The sequence below is a fragment of the Paenibacillus albicereus genome, assembly GCF_012676905.1.
GTDB lineage: Bacteria > Bacillota > Bacilli > Paenibacillales > Paenibacillaceae > Paenibacillus_O > Paenibacillus_O albicereus.
This window is the reverse complement of the sequence record NZ_CP051428.1, coordinates 3,469,642-3,484,776: the sequence shown is the minus strand read 5'-3', so window position 1 is coordinate 3,484,776 and position 15,135 is coordinate 3,469,642. Positions and strand designations below refer to the sequence as shown.

Annotated in this window: 15 protein-coding genes; 14 read left to right on the top strand and 1 reads right to left on the bottom strand. The window is 63.7% G+C overall.

The features are described from left to right. Positions 1 to 431: 431 nt before the first annotated feature. Entirely contained in the window at positions 432 to 1,574 is a 1,143-nt protein-coding gene (gene mnmA / locus HGI30_RS15585; protein ID WP_168908394.1) for a tRNA 2-thiouridine(34) synthase MnmA, read from the bottom strand. Positions 1,575 to 1,830: 256 nt separating this feature from the next. Between mnmA and cymR the strand changes: the two genes are divergently transcribed. The 14 genes from cymR (at position 1,831) to HGI30_RS15515 (ending at position 14,996) form a co-directional block, all read left to right on the top strand. Then, positions 1,831 to 2,250 carry a cysteine metabolism transcriptional regulator CymR gene (gene cymR / locus HGI30_RS15580; RefSeq protein WP_028597547.1) on the top strand — a complete coding sequence of 140 codons (420 nt, stop codon included), beginning with the start codon at positions 1,831 to 1,833 and terminating at the stop codon, positions 2,248 to 2,250. Positions 2,251 to 2,278: 28 nt separating this feature from the next. After that, positions 2,279 to 3,430 carry a cysteine desulfurase family protein gene (locus tag HGI30_RS15575; protein WP_168908393.1) on the top strand — a complete coding sequence of 384 codons (1,152 nt, stop codon included), beginning with the start codon at positions 2,279 to 2,281 and terminating at the stop codon, positions 3,428 to 3,430. A 12-nt stretch (positions 3,431 to 3,442) separates the two neighbouring features. Continuing rightward, complete coding sequence (locus tag HGI30_RS15570) at positions 3,443 to 3,994, top strand: PRC-barrel domain-containing protein (RefSeq protein WP_235680152.1); 552 nt, start codon at positions 3,443 to 3,445, stop codon at positions 3,992 to 3,994. 25 nt (positions 3,995 to 4,019) lie between these two features. Further along, on the top strand, positions 4,020 to 4,220 hold the full coding sequence (locus HGI30_RS15565; protein WP_028597550.1) for a YrzR-like zinc ribbon domain: 201 nt from the start codon (positions 4,020 to 4,022) through the stop codon (positions 4,218 to 4,220). Positions 4,221 to 4,406: 186 nt separating this feature from the next. Next, entirely contained in the window at positions 4,407 to 5,477 is a 1,071-nt protein-coding gene (locus tag HGI30_RS15560; RefSeq protein WP_168908392.1) for an AI-2E family transporter, read from the top strand. Positions 5,478 to 5,580: 103 nt separating this feature from the next. Further along, the gene (locus HGI30_RS15555) at positions 5,581 to 7,086 is read left to right on the top strand and encodes a stalk domain-containing protein (protein WP_168908391.1); all 1,506 of its coding nucleotides are present in this window, start codon (positions 5,581 to 5,583) and stop codon (positions 7,084 to 7,086) included. A gap of 435 nt (positions 7,087 to 7,521) precedes the next feature. After that, positions 7,522 to 10,158, top strand: coding sequence for an alanine--tRNA ligase (alaS, locus tag HGI30_RS15550; protein WP_168908390.1), 2,637 nt, complete (start codon positions 7,522 to 7,524; stop codon positions 10,156 to 10,158). A gap of 61 nt (positions 10,159 to 10,219) precedes the next feature. Beyond that, a complete protein-coding gene (locus HGI30_RS15545; RefSeq protein ID WP_028597553.1) occupies positions 10,220 to 10,480 on the top strand; it encodes an IreB family regulatory phosphoprotein in 261 nt (86 codons plus the stop codon). A 38-nt stretch (positions 10,481 to 10,518) separates the two neighbouring features. Next, positions 10,519 to 10,920 (top strand): Holliday junction resolvase RuvX, encoded by a 402-nt coding sequence (ruvX, locus tag HGI30_RS15540; RefSeq protein ID WP_235680151.1) that lies wholly within the window; start codon positions 10,519 to 10,521, stop codon positions 10,918 to 10,920. Between the two features lie 9 nt (positions 10,921 to 10,929). Beyond that, the gene (locus tag HGI30_RS15535; protein WP_168908389.1) at positions 10,930 to 11,244 is read left to right on the top strand and encodes a DUF1292 domain-containing protein; all 315 of its coding nucleotides are present in this window, start codon (positions 10,930 to 10,932) and stop codon (positions 11,242 to 11,244) included. Further along, positions 11,241 to 11,543: a DUF1292 domain-containing protein gene (locus tag HGI30_RS15530; protein WP_168908388.1), complete on the top strand. Its 303-nt coding sequence runs from the start codon at positions 11,241 to 11,243 to the stop codon at positions 11,541 to 11,543. Before HGI30_RS15535 ends, HGI30_RS15530 begins: the two co-directional genes overlap by 4 nt. Positions 11,544 to 11,729: 186 nt before the next feature. Beyond that, a complete protein-coding gene (mltG, locus tag HGI30_RS15525; RefSeq protein WP_168909919.1) occupies positions 11,730 to 12,749 on the top strand; it encodes an endolytic transglycosylase MltG in 1,020 nt (339 codons plus the stop codon). A 25-nt stretch (positions 12,750 to 12,774) separates the two neighbouring features. Further along, positions 12,775 to 13,713: a peptidase U32 family protein gene (locus HGI30_RS15520; protein WP_168908387.1), complete on the top strand. Its 939-nt coding sequence runs from the start codon at positions 12,775 to 12,777 to the stop codon at positions 13,711 to 13,713. Between the two features lie 29 nt (positions 13,714 to 13,742). Next, on the top strand, positions 13,743 to 14,996 hold the full coding sequence (locus HGI30_RS15515) for a peptidase U32 family protein (protein ID WP_206109931.1): 1,254 nt from the start codon (positions 13,743 to 13,745) through the stop codon (positions 14,994 to 14,996). Positions 14,997 to 15,135 lie beyond the last annotated feature (139 nt).

The window sequence follows — 15,135 nt, the reverse complement described above, 5'->3', positions numbered from 1 at the left end:
CGTTCAAATGCGCATCCAGACGAAAAAAAGGGTCTGTTCCCCAAGGTCATCTCATAGGACCGGGGACAGACCCTTTTCATTCTAGGATTGAAAAGGCGGATTCAGGTTAGAGGTTCGGGGTGAAAAAGTCCAGGGCAGAATGTGCCCTGGACTTTTTCAATCCCCAGCCGAGTCGGCGGATCCAAGGCAGAAAACTGCCGTGGATACTCAATCTCCGGGCCGAGCCGGCGGATTCAAGGCAGAAAACTGCCCTGGATGCCAAATCCCCGGCCGAGGCGGCGGATTCAAGGAAGAAAACTGCCCTGAATGCCAAATCCCCGGCCGAGTCGGCGGATTCAAGGCAGAAACATGCCCTGCAATCCGAATCCCCAGCCGAGACGGCTAGCTGGGCATTCACCCGTCTGGTGCGACACGCATATCGGCCACAGCAGCTAAGCGCGGCCGGACTCGGCGAACGTCCGCTCGTCGACGAGCGTCACGGTCTCGATCGTGCCGCCGCCGAGGCAGCGCTCGCCGTCGTAGAACACGACGGCTTGTCCCGGCGTGACCGCCTTTTGCGGCTGGTCGAACACGACCTCCGCGCCGCCGTCCGGCCCCAGCCGCAGCGTGACGCCCTGGTCGGGCTGACGGTAGCGGAACTTGGCCGTGCAGCGGATGTCGCCCGCGGGGCGCTGCGGATCGATCCAGTTGACCTCGCTCGCGGTCAGCGAGGAGGAGTAGAGCCGAGGATGCGCGTCGCCTTGCACCACATACAGGATGTTCGCCTCCAAGTCCTTGTCCGCCACGAACCACGGCTCGCCCGTGCCGGAGCCGCCGATGCCGAGCCCTTGGCGCTGGCCGAGCGTGTAGTACATGAGCCCGTCATGACGGCCCTTGGTCTCGCCGGTGCGCAGATCGACCATCGGGCCGGACTGCGCCGGCAGGTAGCCGCTCAGGAACTGCTTGAAGTTGCGCTCGCCGATGAAGCAGATGCCGGTGCTGTCCTTCTTGCGGGCGGTCGCCAGGCCGTTCTCCTCGGCGATCCGGCGCACCTCCGGCTTCGGCAGGTGGCCGATCGGGAACATCGCCGAGGCGAGCTGCTCCTGGTTCAGCTGATGCAGGAAGTACGTCTGGTCCTTGCCGGCGTCGACGCCGCGCAGCAGCGTCGTCGCTCCGTTCTCGTCGCGGACGACGCGGGCGTAATGCCCGGTCGCCAGATAGTCGGCGCCAAGCGACTTGGCCTTGGCCAGGAACTCGCCGAACTTGATCTCGCGATTGCACATGACATCGGGATTCGGCGTGCGTCCGCGGCGGTACTCGTCGAGGAAGTACGAGAACACCTTGTCGTAATACTGGCGTTCGAAGTTGACCGTATAATAAGGAATGCCGATCTGCTCGCAGACGCGCCGCACGTCCTCGGCGTCCTCGTCCGCGCTGCAGACGCCGTTCTCGTCCGTCTCATCCCAGTTTTTCATGAAGATGCCGATGACGTCGTAGCCTTGCTGCTTGAGCAGCAGGGCGGTCACGGACGAGTCGACGCCGCCGGACATGCCGACGACGACGCGCTTCGAGCGGTTGCTTTCCTGCGCTGCCATAGTAATCCACCACCTTGACAATCTGGAGCCTTCCCTGTTATTCTGACACCTTGTGTCCTTCCCGGCTGGACGGCCGGGCGGGAAGAGTTCTCCCATTGTAGCACAACGGAGCCAAGAGTTTCATCCGCTTTATTCGATTTCTTGTCGGCCGCAAGCCGATTTTAGCGGACGGACCGCCCCTGACTGTGCTAACATATCAGTATTATGGGAATACCTTGATTTAGTTTTTCGACCAATCAGGGAAAGAGGTGCAGCAATGAAAATATCCACCAAGGGCCGGTACGGCCTTACCATTATGATGGAGCTCTCCGCCAAGTTCGGAGAAGGCCCGATCTCGCTCAAGAGCATCGCCGAGAAAAACCAGCTGTCCGAGCACTATCTGGAGCAGCTGATCGCCCCGCTTCGCAACGCCGGCCTCGTCAAAAGCATCCGCGGAGCGTACGGCGGCTACATCCTGTCCAAGGATCCGGACACGATCACGGCCGGCGACGTGATCCGCATCCTCGAAGGGCCGATCTCGCCGGTCGACTTCACCGAGGAGGACGATCCGGCCAAGCGCAACCTGTGGCTGCGCATCCGCGACAGCATCGCGGAGGTGCTGGACTCCACGACGCTGCTCGATCTCATCCAGTATACGGACAAGAGCGAGGCCGACAGCTACATGTTCTATATTTGATTTCGATTCCAGAAAGGTCTTGAACGCGATGGAACGGATCTATTACGACCACGCCGCGACGACTCCGCTGCATCCCGAAGCCGCGCAAGCGATGCTCGACGTGCTGCAGGGCCCTCCGGCGAACGCCTCCAGCCTGCACAGCTACGGCCGAGACGCCCGCAAGCGGGTGAGCGCATCGCGGGACGCGGTTGCTGCGACGATCGGCTGCCGGCCGGACGAGCTCGTCTTCACCTCCGGCGGGACGGAAGCGGACAACTATGCGCTGCGAGGCGTGCTGGAGGCGCAGGCGGCGAGCGGCAAGCGACATCTCGTCACGAGCGCGGCCGAGCACCATGCCGTGCTCAAGGAATGCGAGCGCCTCGAGCGCGGCGGCTGGCGCGTCACGGTGCTGCCGGTCGACCGCGACGGGCTCGTCTCGCCCGATGACTTGCGGAACTGCCTGAGCGACGACACCGGGCTCGTCAGCATCATGTACGCCAACAACGAGACCGGCGTCATCCAGCCGATCGCGGAGCTGTCGGCGGCGGCGCGCGAGCGCGGCGTGCCGTTCCATACCGATGCGGCCCAGGCCTACGGCAAGCTGCCGATCGACGTCGCCAGCCTGCCCGTGTCGCTGATGACGCTCTCGAGCCACAAGATCAACGGCCCGCAAGGCGCCGGCGCGCTGTTCGTGCGCCAAGGCACGCCGCTGGCGCCGCTGCTCGTCGGCGGCTCGCAGGAGCGCAAGCGGCGCGGCGGCACGGAAAACGTCGCCGCGCTCGTCGGCTTCGCGAGAGCGGCCGAGCTCGCCGCCCGCGAGCGGGAGAGCCGGGCGGCCGCGATGGAGGAGCTGCGCGCGCTGTGGCTGCTCCGGATGGCCGAGCTTACGGACGGAGCGGCCGTCCTGCTGGGCCATCCCGAGCGGCGGCTGCCGGGCATCGTCAGCCTGGCGGTTCCGGGCGTCGACCGGGAGTCCATGCTCATGAATCTCGACCTGGCCGGCATCGCCGCCTCCGGCGGCTCTGCCTGCACGGCGGGCGCGCTCGAGCCGTCGCATGTGCTGCAGGCGATGGGCGTGCCGCAGGAGCTTGCCGGCTCGGCGGTAAGATTCAGCTTCGGATTGGGCAATACTACAGAAGAAATGGAGCTTGCGGCGGAGCGGGTTGAAACCTTTCTCGGCCGTAATCGTAAATCTTCTTAGGAGGCGCTGCAGGTGCCGAATCCACCCGACCGCATGCTGAAGCTGCAGGACGTCATCGGGCAGCCGGCCTATTTCGCCGCTTCCGGCGCCCGCGCCGGCAAGGTCCGCGACGCCTGGTTCGACGAGCACTGGACGCTGCAAGGACTCGTGCTTGACGGCTGGTGCTGGCGGCCGGGGCGGGCGCGGACCGTGCGATGGGACGACGTTCTCGTCTGCGGCGCCGACTGCGTTTTCCTCCGCTCGGAGGAGTCGATCGGCGTCAGGCGGCTGAAGTCGCTGCCGCGTTCGTTTCTCGGCGGCTGCGTGCGGCTCAAGGAGCTTCCCGTCGTCACCGCGGAGGGAGAGCAGCTGGGCCGGGTAAGCGATGTTTATTTCGACCCGAATGTGGGTACACAGGTAGTAGGCTTTGAACTGACGGACGGATTTGTCTCGGACCTCAAGGACGGTCGGAGATGGCTAAGAGCGCCCCGGGATCCGGATGTCTTCTTGTTAGGGGAAGATGCGATTGTCGTCCCGCCGCTGGACGAGGATGCCCTGGAGCGTGTCGCAGCTTCCGATCCGTAATGTAGGGAGATATGAATCGATGAGCATGAGATGCCCCAACTGCAATTCCCGAGATATCGGCAAGATCGGCTCGCATCAGTTTTACTGCTGGGGCTGCTATATCGAGCTGACGGTCAACGGCGATAAGATGTCGGTCTATCAGGTCGAGGAGGACGGAACGCTCAGCTCGCTGGACGACCTGTTCTTCGAGGATGACATCGCCTCGTCCGAGATCCACGCCAACTGAATCTTTGGAGCTGCGCCCCTGACGGATGCCCGTCAGGGGCTTTTCCTTTTGATCCGAAGGGGGAAGGACAGGCAAGGTATGGGAGCGGCGGAAGGCGCATATACTGTAACCGACCTGCCGGGCAGGCCGGCCGATGCGCAGGCTTGTCTGCCTGGCTTCGGACAGATACAGAGGGGAGGAGCCGGGATGGAGAAATGGTCGCAGAACCGGATGCTGCTGGGACTGGTGTATGCGATCCTGGGCCTGCTCGCCCTGTTCCTGCTGCTGCTCCTCAAGCCGCTGCTGATGACCGTGTACCGCTTCGCGAGCGCCGTGCTGACGCCTTTCCTGATCGCGATGGTCATCGCCTACGTGCTCCACCCGATCGTCAGCCTGCTCAGCGCCCGGCGGGTGCCTCGCTCGCTTGCCGTCCTGCTCATCTACGCGGTGTTCTGCTCGGCGCTCGCCGTCATCCTCATGAACCTGATCCCGATGGTGGCCTCGCAGGTGCAGGAGCTCGGCCAGCATGCGCCGGAGCTGACGATGCGGGCGCAGAGCCTTGTGCGGGACTTCAACCATACGTCGTTCCTGCCGGAAAGCTTCCGGGAGGCGATGATCCGCGCGCTCGCCGGGCTGGAGAAGCGGCTCGCGGAATCGACGACCGACTTCATCAACAACATCGGCTCGATGCTGGGCGCGGTGTTCCTGTTCTTCATCATCCCGTTCCTCGTGTTCTACATCCTCAAGGACTTCGAGGTGATGGAGCGCGCGGTCATCGCCTGCGTGCCCAAGTCGCATCGCAAGCCGGTCGTGCGCATGCTCAAGGACATCGACGAAGCGCTCGGCAGCTACATCCGCGGCCAATTCCTCGTCTGCGTCATCATCGGCCTGCTGGCCTACGCCGGCTACGCTGTCATCGGGGTTCCTTACGCGCTGCTGCTCGCCTCGATCGTCGCGGTGACCAACGTCATCCCGTATCTCGGACCGTTCATCGGAGCGGCGCCGGCGCTGCTCGTCGCCTCGACGGTGTCGTTCAAGATGATGGTGCTCGTCGTCGTCGTCAATACGGCGTGCCAGATCCTCGAGGGCAACGTCATCTCGCCGCAAGTTGTCGGGCGCACGCTGCATATCCATCCGCTCATGATTATATTCGCTCTGCTCGTGGGCGGGCAGCTGGCCGGCATCCCCGGCATGATTCTTGCCGTGCCTGTGTTCGCCGCGCTCAAGGTGATCCTGCAGCATGTGTTCGCCTATTATGTGCGCCGGCGGACCGTGTAGGCTTTTCCCGTCGTAGGAGCAACTAATCCGCCCCCAGCCGCGTCCAACTGGAGAAGGAAGGTTCTGGGAACTTTTCTATCCATGCGGCTAGGAGAGGATTCGAATGAACAAGAATCGTTTGCGCCATGCCGCGATCGCGGCCGGCTTGCTGGCAGCGATCGCCCTAGGGACAGGCGGCCCTCGCGTCGAGGCGGCCGGAGCCGCCATCGCGGATTTTGACGCGTCTTCGCTCATCCGCAGCGACGGATCGTACTGGGTTTGGGGAGACAACCGCCCGGTGCCGACGCCGATTCTGGATCTGAACGATGCCAAGGCTTCCTTGGGGGCGCATCTGGTGCAGAAAAAGGACGGCACGGTCTGGCGCTGGGAACCGACCCCAAGCGGGTTCCGAGTCGAAGCCCTGCCCGCGCTCGGCCCGGTCGATTCCGTCTTCGATGAAGGCGGGATGCTGATCGCCGTCCAGGAAGACGGCCTCGTCAAAAGGATTCCGGTAAGCTCCGAAGAGCCGGAAACGAGCGGCATCGAGTCGATCGAGCTTGGCGGCGCGAGAGCCGTCCAAGCGGACGGATTTTACGACAAGTCGTCCTACGAGCGAATCATCGTATTCCTGACCTCGGAGGGAGGACTGCTCCGCAGCGTCCGGACCAAGGAGGGAGGGCTCACCGCTCCGCAAGCCGTCCGGGGGATGGATCAAGTCGCCGACATCGCGGGATCGCTCGTCCTGAAAAAGGACGGCACCGTCTGGTCGCTCGCAGCGGCGGACAACCCGGCGTCGTCCCCGCTGGAGGACAGCCCGTCCTTGGCCGCATCTCGTGTGCAGCCGCTCGTCGCCATCGCCGCGATCCGTTCGAACGGAGAAAGCCATCTGGCCATCGACCGCCAAGGAAACGCCTGGTTCTGGGGGCAGACGCGGACCGGCTTCACGGACGGAACGATCCTACATGAGCATCCGGTCCCCTTGCGATTGCAGAACATAAGCGGAGTGCGCGATGCCGCGTTCGTGGAGCGGTCTCTCGTCGTGCTGACGGCAGACGGCTCCGTGATGGAGACGTCGACCGATCTCGAGAAGCTTGCAGCCGATGCGGCTTTCCGCAAGCTGGCGGTCGGCATCGTCCGTCTGGAGCCGGACAAGCGGCATCTGATCCTGCAGAAGGCGGACGGCTCCTTATGGGGCTGGGGCATCAACAAGCTGGCTCAGCTCGGACACGGCGACTTCGCGTTCGAGCATCGGACGCCTGTCGCCGTACAAAGGGCCATATCCGTCGCTGTGAACGGCGAGAAGGTTCCGTTGATGAACGGAGTCATCCTGCGGAACGATCAAGCTTTCGTGCCGGTGCGCTCCATTTTCGAGAAGCTGGGCGCGTCCGTTGTCTGGGACTTCTATCTCAAGCTGGCGTCGATCAAGCAGAGCTCCGAAGGGAAAAGCGTGTCTCTGGCGATGGACTTCAAAGCGCAGGCTTGGACGCTGGACGGCAAGCCCGCTCCTCTGAAGACAGAACCCTTCATCGAGAACGGGACCGCGTACCTGCCGCTGCGGTTCATCAGCGAGTCGCTGGGCGCGAAGGTGGACTGGGATCAGGACGAAGATCGGATCTCCATCTCCCGCTGAGCGGCGCATGCCGCTCCGGCTGTCCGCTCGGCCAAATTGACAATCGCGCGGCTCTATCCTATAATCGGCGGTATATACGGCTGCAGGACGTTCCGCCAGGGGCGAGGCCGCAATACGCACAGCGTTGATGGGATGCCAAGTAGGGCGCAGCCCGGCAATCAGAGAACGGATTCCTTTCGGGGAGCGCTCGCGCGCCCGTCGGACGGCTGCGAGAATCCGCCTGCCGAAGAGCGTACCGAAGCTGATCTCGGAGCGTGGATCAACTCCACCGGCCGCCGGAGCCGTTATCTGCCGGATCGAGGAGATCGCTGACCTTCCGCACGCCGCGGAGCCGGAGCGATAACCAGGGTGGTACCGCGAGTTCAATCGTCCCTGTCGGCAGACAGGGGCGTTTTTTGTTTTTCACATTCCGCGATAGGAAAGGTTGGATTTGTCATGAAAGCAGCAGAAATCCGCGCCAAATGGCTGAAATTCTTCGAAAGCAAAGGACACAAGGTCGAGCCGAGCGCCTCGCTCGTGCCGCATAACGACCCGTCGCTGCTCTGGATCAATGCCGGCATCGCGCCGCTCAAGCCGTACCTCGACGGCCGCGAGATTCCGGACAATCCGCGCATCACCAACGCGCAGAAGTGCATCCGCACCAACGACATCGAGAACGTCGGCAAGACGCGCCGCCACCAGACGTTCTTCGAGATGCTCGGCAACTTCTCCATCGGCGACTACTTCAAGGACGAGGTCATCGTCTGGTCGTGGGAGTTCCTCACGTCGAAGGACTACATCGGCTTCGATCCGGAGCGCCTGAGCGTGACGGTGCATCCCGAGGACGAGGACGCGTACCGGCTTTGGAACGAGACGGTCGGCCTGCCGGCGGAGCGCATCATCAAGCTCGAAGGGAACTTCTGGGAGATCGGGGAAGGTCCTTGCGGCCCGTGCACCGAGATTTTCTACGACCGCGGCGAGCAGTACGGCAACGACCCGTCCGATCCGGAGCTGTATCCGGGCGGAGAGAACGAGCGCTACCTCGAGGTGTGGAACCTCGTCTTCACGCAGTACAACCTGAACAAGGACGGCAGCTACACGCCGCTGCCGAACAAGAACATCGATACCGGCGCCGGCCTTGAGCGGTTCGCCACGATCCTGCAGGACGTCGACTCCAACTTCGACACCGACCTGTTCCTGCCGATCATCGAGAAGACGTGCGAGATCGCGGGCGTCAAGTACAAAGAAAGCCTGGAGAAGGACATCGCGCTCAAGGTCATCGCCGACCATGCGCGCACGGTCGTCTTCGCCGCCGGCGACGGCGTGCTGCCGTCGAACGAAGGCCGCGGCTACGTCATCCGCCGCCTGCTGCGCCGCGCGGTCCGCTACGGCAAGACGCTCGGCGTCGACCGTCCGTTCCTGTACCGGCTCACCGAGACGATCGGGAGCATCATGGGCGTCTACTATCCGGAAGTCGTCGAGAAGCGCGAGTTCATCGAGAAGGTCATCCGCGGCGAGGAGGAGCAGTTCCACCGCACGCTCGAAGGCGGCCTCGGCCTGCTGGAGCAGCTGGCCCGCGCGGCCAAGGCGGAAGGACGCACGGAGATCGGCGGCGACGACGCGTTCAAGCTGTACGACACGTTCGGCTTCCCGTTCGACTTGACGGAGGACTATGCCAGCGAGAACGGCCTCGGCGTCGACCGCGGCGGCTTCGACCAGGCGATGGAGGCGCAGCGCAGCCGCGCCCGCGCCGCGCGCCAGGAGACGGGCGGCATGAGCGTGCAGGGCGGCGCCCTGTCGGAGTTCACGGAGCCGAGCGAGTTCATCGGCTACTCCCGCCTCGTCGGAGATGCCGTCGTCACCGGCATCGTGCTGGACGGCGAGCAGGTCGACATCGCCGGCGAGGGCAGCCGCGTGCTCGTGCTGCTCGACCGCACGCCGTTCTACGCGGAGAGCGGAGGCCAGGTCGGAGACAAGGGAGTCCTGCATGCGCCCGGAGTGAAGCTGCAGGTCGAGGACGTCACCAAGGCGCCGCACGGCCAGCCGGTCCACCATGCGCTCGTCGTCGAAGGCACGCTCCATAAGGGCGGCCAGGTGGCGGCGGAGGTCTCCTCGTCGTCGCGCGGCGACACCGTCAAGAACCACACGGCGACGCATCTGCTGCACAAGGCGCTCAAGGAAGTGCTCGGCGGCCACGTCAACCAGGCGGGCTCGCTCGTCGAGCCGGAACGGCTGCGCTTCGACTTTTCCCACATCGGCGCGATTACGGCGGCGGAGCTGGCGGACATCGAGCGCCGCGTCAACGAGCAGATCTGGAACGGAACGCCGGTCGTGATCGAAAGCAAGCCGATCGCCGAGGCGAAGGCGATGGGCGCGATGGCGCTGTTCGGCGAGAAGTACGGCGACGTCGTGCGCGTCGTGCAGGTCGGCGACTACAGCATCGAGCTGTGCGGCGGCTGCCACGTCGAGAACACGGCCCAGATCGGTCTGTTCAAGATCGTGGGCGAGACCGGCATCGGCTCGGGCGTGCGCCGCATCGAGGCGGTGACCGGCCGCAGCGCCTACGCCTTCATGGAAGGCCGGCTGGAGCTGCTGGATCAGGCGGCCGGCCTGCTGAAGGCCGGCACGGCGGACGTGCCGCGCCGCCTGGAGGCGCTGCTCGGCCAGGTGAAGGAGCTGCAGCGCGAGAACGAGTCGCTGCAGGGCAAGCTGTCGCGCATCGAGGCGGGCCAGCTCGAGAGCGGAGTCAAGACGTCGGGCGGCGTCTCCGTGCTGGCGGCGCAGGTGAGCGCCCCGACGATGGACGCGCTGCGCGGCATCGCCGACGAGCTGCGGCTCAAGCTGCCGGAGGCGGTCATCGCGCTCGGCGCGCCGGCGGACGGCAAGGTGAACCTGGTCGTCTCGGTGCCGCAGGAGCTTGTCAAGAAGGGCTTCCACGCCGGCAAGATCATCAAGGAAGCGGCCGCCGTCTGCGGCGGCGGAGGCGGCGGCCGTCCGGACATGGCCCAGGCGGGCGGCAAGGATCCGTCGAAGCTCGGCGATGCGCTGAAGCTTGTCGAAGAACTGGTTCTCGCCCAGGCAAATGTGATATAGTGGGGATGTATCTTTAATCGTGCCCTTACGATCCGGGCCAGAGGAAAGCGAGGTGCTGGCGGTGAGCTCGATGGACAAGACAATGAAGTTCGACGTGGTTGCAGACGGTCCTGAGGCTTCCTCCAAGGAGATCCTGCTGACGGTGTATGACGCGCTGGTCGACAAGGACTACAATCCGATCAACCAGATCGTCGGGTATCTGCTATCCGGAGATCCCGCCTACATCCCGAGGCATAACAACGCACGAAGCCTGATCCGCAAGAAGGAACGAGACGAGCTGATCGAGGAGCTGGTCCGCTCGTATCTGGCGGCCCACCGCTGATCAGGCCCGCGACAGGAGAATGCAGACTGACTAGACTTATGGGCTTGGACTACGGCGACCGCCGCATCGGCGTTGCCCTCAGCGACCCGTTGGGCTGGACCGCCCAGGGGCTCGAGGTGCTGCAGCGCAAGGGCAGCGAGCTGGAGCGGATCGCGCAGCTCGCCGCCGAGCACGAGGTGTCCGAGATCATCGTCGGGCTTCCTAAAAATATGAACGGCACGATCGGTCCGCGTGGCGAAATTTGCATCGCATTTGCCGAGGAATTGAGGCAAGCAGTCCACTTACCTGTACACCTATGGGACGAACGACTGACGACGGTATCCGCGCAGAGAACGCTGCTCGAGGCGGATGTCAGCCGCAACAAACGCAAGCAGGTCGTCGACAAGCTCGCGGCCGCGCTGATTTTGCAGAACTATCTCGACTCTAAGATGAAAAGGTGAGGGTAAACGATGGCAAAGGACGACATGCAGTTTGAAGAGCCGGAAATCATTTATATTCCGGATGAGGAAGGCAACGAAGAAGAGTTCGAGGTCATCATGAAATTCGAAGTCGACGGCTCGGACCAGAAATACATGATGGTCGTACCGCTGAGCGCGGCGGAAGGCGAGGACGAAGAGGAAGAAGACGAAGTCTACGCGTTCCGCTACGAGGAGGACGGCGACGATCTGAAGCTGTACACGATCGAGGACGAGGAAGAGTGGAACATGGTCGAAGAGACGTTCAACACGCTTCTCGGCGAGCTGGAGGACGGTCAGAACGGATGAGCGCAGGACTTCCGCAGCGCGTGACGCTGCTCAAGCAGGCTTTCGGCCGCGAAGTGCTGCTCGTCGACGAGGACGGGGGCGAGATCGCCTTCGTCATCCTCGCCGAGTTCGAGCTGGACGGCTCGCATTACGCGGCGCTCCAGTCTCCGGCCGGACGCAAGGAAGGCGAAGTCGAGATGTTCCGGGTCGCCTCGCAAGAGGGCGAGCCGCAGCTCGAGACGATCGAGGACGACGAGGAATGGGAGCTTGCCGCCGAAGCTTACGACGCATTGCTTTTCGAAGAATCGGGCAAGGAATAGCAGGCAGGTTGGGGCGGGCAATTGCCGCCCCTTTTCTACTGCCCGGGCGCGCCGCGAGGCCGTGATCCGGGGATTCAGGTACAGTCGGAAGCGGGGGACAGAAGCCAGATGCGAAGGAACGATCGAATCGGAGGGGACGCGCAGGAGCCTGCAGGCCCTTCGAGAAGCCGAATTACGGTATGGGTATTGCTGACGCTCGTCACGCTGCTGCTGCTTACGGCAGCGGGACTGGGCGGCTATATATGGAACGGCCTCCGGCCGGCGGAGACGGGCGAGGCCAGGCAGGTCGCCATCGAGCGGGGCATGTCCCCCAACCGCATCGCCGACCGGCTGGAGCAAGAGGGCATCATCCGCGATGCGTTCATCTTCAAGTATTACCTGAAATTCCGGGAGCAAGGCGGCGCGTTCAAGGCCGGCACCTACGAGCTGTCCCCGGGCATGAAGCATGACGCGATCATCCGCAAGCTGAACGAGGGCGATACGGTCAAGGAAGAGACGATCCGCTTCACGATTCCCGAAGGCTTCACGCTGCTGCAGATCGCGGACAAGCTGGCGGCGGAGGGCTTCATCGACCGGACGCGCTTCCTCGCCCTCGCGGACGAGAAGAGGGACTGGGAGTCGGAGGCGGTCCGAGCGATCCCGGACGACGCCCGGCTCCGCCACCGGCTCGAGGGCTACCTCTTTCCGGAGACGTACGAGCTCAAGAAAGGCAGCACCGAGGAGGACATCCTCCAGCGGATGCTCGCCGAAACCGACCGCAAGCTGGCCGAGCTGGGCGAGCTTGACGAGACGCTCGCGGAGCGCGGGCTGACGCTGCATGAGCTCATGACCGTCGCTTCTCTCGTCGAGCGCGAGGTCGTCGTCGACCAAGAGCGCGCGGCAGTAGCCGGCGTCATCTACAACCGGATCGCCAAGCCGATGCGGCTGCAGATCGACGCGACGGTCCAGTACCTGCTCGACAAGCCCAAGGAGCGGCTGTTCGAAAAGGATCTGGAGGTCGAGAGCCCCTACAACACCTACCGCAGCGACGGACTGCCGCCGGGCCCGATCAGCAGCCCGAGCCTCAAGTCCATCGAAGCGGCGCTGCAGCCGGAGACGAACGAATTCTATTACTATGTGACGAAGAAGGACGGATCGAGCGAGCATCTGTTCGCCGTCACGTATGAGCAGCATTTGAAAAACATCCGCGAAAGCGGCAAGCAATAAAAGCAGGACCAAGGAGGAATCGACGGTGGGAACAAAACCGGAATTGCTGGCGACGGCCGCTTCCATGGAGGAGCTCCGCCTGCTGGCAGAGGCCGGCGCGGACGCTTTTGTCATCGGGGAATCCCGATTCGGAGCCAGGCTGCCGGGAGAGTTCGGATTGGAGCAGATCGGCGAAGCGGTGCGGTTCGCCCGCGGCTCGGAGCGCCGGCCGCGCATCTATGCAGCGGTCAACAACCTGATGGACAACCGCACGGCCGAGGAGCTTCCCGGCTATCTGGGCCGGCTCGCGGAGATCGGCGTCGACGCGATCGTCTTCGGCGATCCGTCGGTGCTGCTGGCCGCGCGCGAGGCGGCTCCGTCCGTGCCGCTGCACTGGAACGCGGAGATGACCTCGACGAGCTACGCGCAGGCGGAGTATTGGGGCAAGCGAGGGGCGTCGCGCATCGTGCTCGCCCGCGAACTGAACATGGAGCAGGTGATCGAGGTCAAGCAGCGCACGTCGCTGGAGGTGCAGGTGCAGGTCCACGGCATGACCAACATCTACCACTCCAAGCGCTCGCTCGTGGACAGCTATCTGGGCCATCTCGGCAAGGCGCCGGAGCAGGTGGACAGCGCTCTTGGCCAGGGGCTGTTCCTCAAGGAGGCCGACCGCCGCGACGAGCGCTATCCCATCTATCAGGACGCGCACGGAACGTATATGATGAGCTCGGACGACATCTGCATGATCGAGAACCTGCATGAGCTGCTGGAGGCGGGCATCGACAGCCTGCGCGTCGAAGGCCTGATGAAGACGCCGGCCTATAACGAGACGGTCGTGCGCGCCTATCGCGCCGCCATCGACGCCTATGCCGCCGATCCGGCCGCATACCGGTTCGACCCGGCCTGGCTGGACGCGATCCGTCGCGCGCAGGACCCGTCCCGCGAGCTGAGCTATGGATTTTTCTACAAGGAGCAGGTCTATTGAAGGCCGGGCTTCAGGAGGTGAACGAAACGATGGGCATGACGTTGAACAAGCCCCGCTACGAGGGGAAACGATACCGGCTCGACCGGCCGGAGCTGCTCGCGCCCGCGGGCAATCTGGAAAAGCTTAAATTCGCCGTCCATTACGGCGCAGACGCCGTCTACATCGGCGGCCAGAAGTACGGCCTGCGCTCCGGCGCGGACAACTTCAGCTTCGAGGAGATGCGGGAGGGCGTCGAGTTCGCCGCCCGCTACGGGGCCAAGGTGTTCGTCGCGACGAACATCTACGCCCACAACGAGGACATCGAGGGATTGGAAGCGTACCTGCGCAAGCTGGAGGAGGTCGGCATCGCGGCCATCATCGCCGCCGATCCGGCGATCGTCGAGACGGCGCAGCGCGTCGCTCCGGGCCTCGAGGTGCATCTGAGCACCCAGCAGTCCGTGCTGAACTGGCGGACCGTGCAGTTCTGGAAGGAAGAGGGGCTGCCGCGCGTCGTGCTGGCGCGCGAGACGAGCCTCGAGGAGATCGCCGAGATCAAGTCCCATGTGGACATCGAGATCGAGGCGTTCATCCACGGCGCCATGTGCTCCTCCTTCTCGGGCCGCTGCGTGCTGTCCAACCATTTCACCGACCGCGATTCCAACCGGGGCGGCTGCTGCCAGTCGTGCCGCTGGAAGTATGACCTGTACGTCGACGGCGATACGATCGCGGAGGACCAGGAGCAGCCGTTCACGATGGGCTCCAAGGATCTGTGCATGATCCGCCACATCCCCGAGCTGATCGAGGTCGGCGTGGACAGCTTCAAGATCGAGGGCCGGATGAAGAGCCTGCACTATGTCGCGACCGTCGTCAACGCCTATCGCCAGGCGATCGACGCCTACTTCGCCGATCCGGCCGGCTACGAGCTCAAGCCGGAGTGGCTCGAGGAGGTCCACAAGGCGGCCAACCGTCCGCTCAACACCGGCTTCTTCTTCGATACGCCGGGTACGGAGGACCATATCTACGAGCCGGAGGAAAAAGCGGCGCCGTACGACTTCGCCGGCGTCGTGCTGGAGTACGACGAGCAGACGGGGCTTGCGGTCATCCAGCAGCGCAACCATTTCAAGCCGGGCCAGGAGATCGAGTTCTTCGGTCCCGGCGGCACGTTTTTCAAGCAGACGGTCGGCGAGCTCCATGACCGGGACGGGCAGCCGCTTGACGCGGCGCGCCATCCGCTGCAGGAGATCGTGCTGCGCGTCAGCCAGCCGGTCAAGCCGATGGACATGATGCGCAAGCGCGTTCGCTGAGCGCCAAAAGACAAGCCTGGACCGAAGGGGTCCAGGTTTTTTTTTATTGCTTGATGAATGCGTTTACATGAAGAATCGTCGAATTCTTTAGTGCCTTAGCTCGTTAACCCGAAAAAGAAATTATCGCAATCGATAAAAA

Bases quoted from the DNA above. Each gene is read 5' to 3' on its own strand.
- mnmA (WP_168908394.1), bottom strand. From the start codon at position 1,574: ATGGCAGCGCAGGAAAGCAACCGCTCGAAGCGCGTCGTCGTCGGCATG.
- cymR (WP_028597547.1), top strand. From the start codon at position 1,831: ATGAAAATATCCACCAAGGGCCGGTACGGCCTTACCATTATGATGGAG.
- HGI30_RS15575 (WP_168908393.1), top strand. From the start codon at position 2,279: ATGGAACGGATCTATTACGACCACGCCGCGACGACTCCGCTGCATCCC.
- HGI30_RS15565 (WP_028597550.1), top strand. From the start codon at position 4,020: ATGAGATGCCCCAACTGCAATTCCCGAGATATCGGCAAGATCGGCTCG.
- HGI30_RS15560 (WP_168908392.1), top strand. From the start codon at position 4,407: ATGGAGAAATGGTCGCAGAACCGGATGCTGCTGGGACTGGTGTATGCG.
- HGI30_RS15555 (WP_168908391.1), top strand. From the start codon at position 5,581: ATGAACAAGAATCGTTTGCGCCATGCCGCGATCGCGGCCGGCTTGCTG.
- alaS (WP_168908390.1), top strand. From the start codon at position 7,522: ATGAAAGCAGCAGAAATCCGCGCCAAATGGCTGAAATTCTTCGAAAGC.
- ruvX (WP_235680151.1), top strand. From the start codon at position 10,519: ATGGGCTTGGACTACGGCGACCGCCGCATCGGCGTTGCCCTCAGCGAC.
- HGI30_RS15535 (WP_168908389.1), top strand. From the start codon at position 10,930: ATGGCAAAGGACGACATGCAGTTTGAAGAGCCGGAAATCATTTATATT.
- HGI30_RS15530 (WP_168908388.1), top strand. From the start codon at position 11,241: ATGAGCGCAGGACTTCCGCAGCGCGTGACGCTGCTCAAGCAGGCTTTC.
- HGI30_RS15515 (WP_206109931.1), top strand. From the start codon at position 13,743: ATGGGCATGACGTTGAACAAGCCCCGCTACGAGGGGAAACGATACCGG.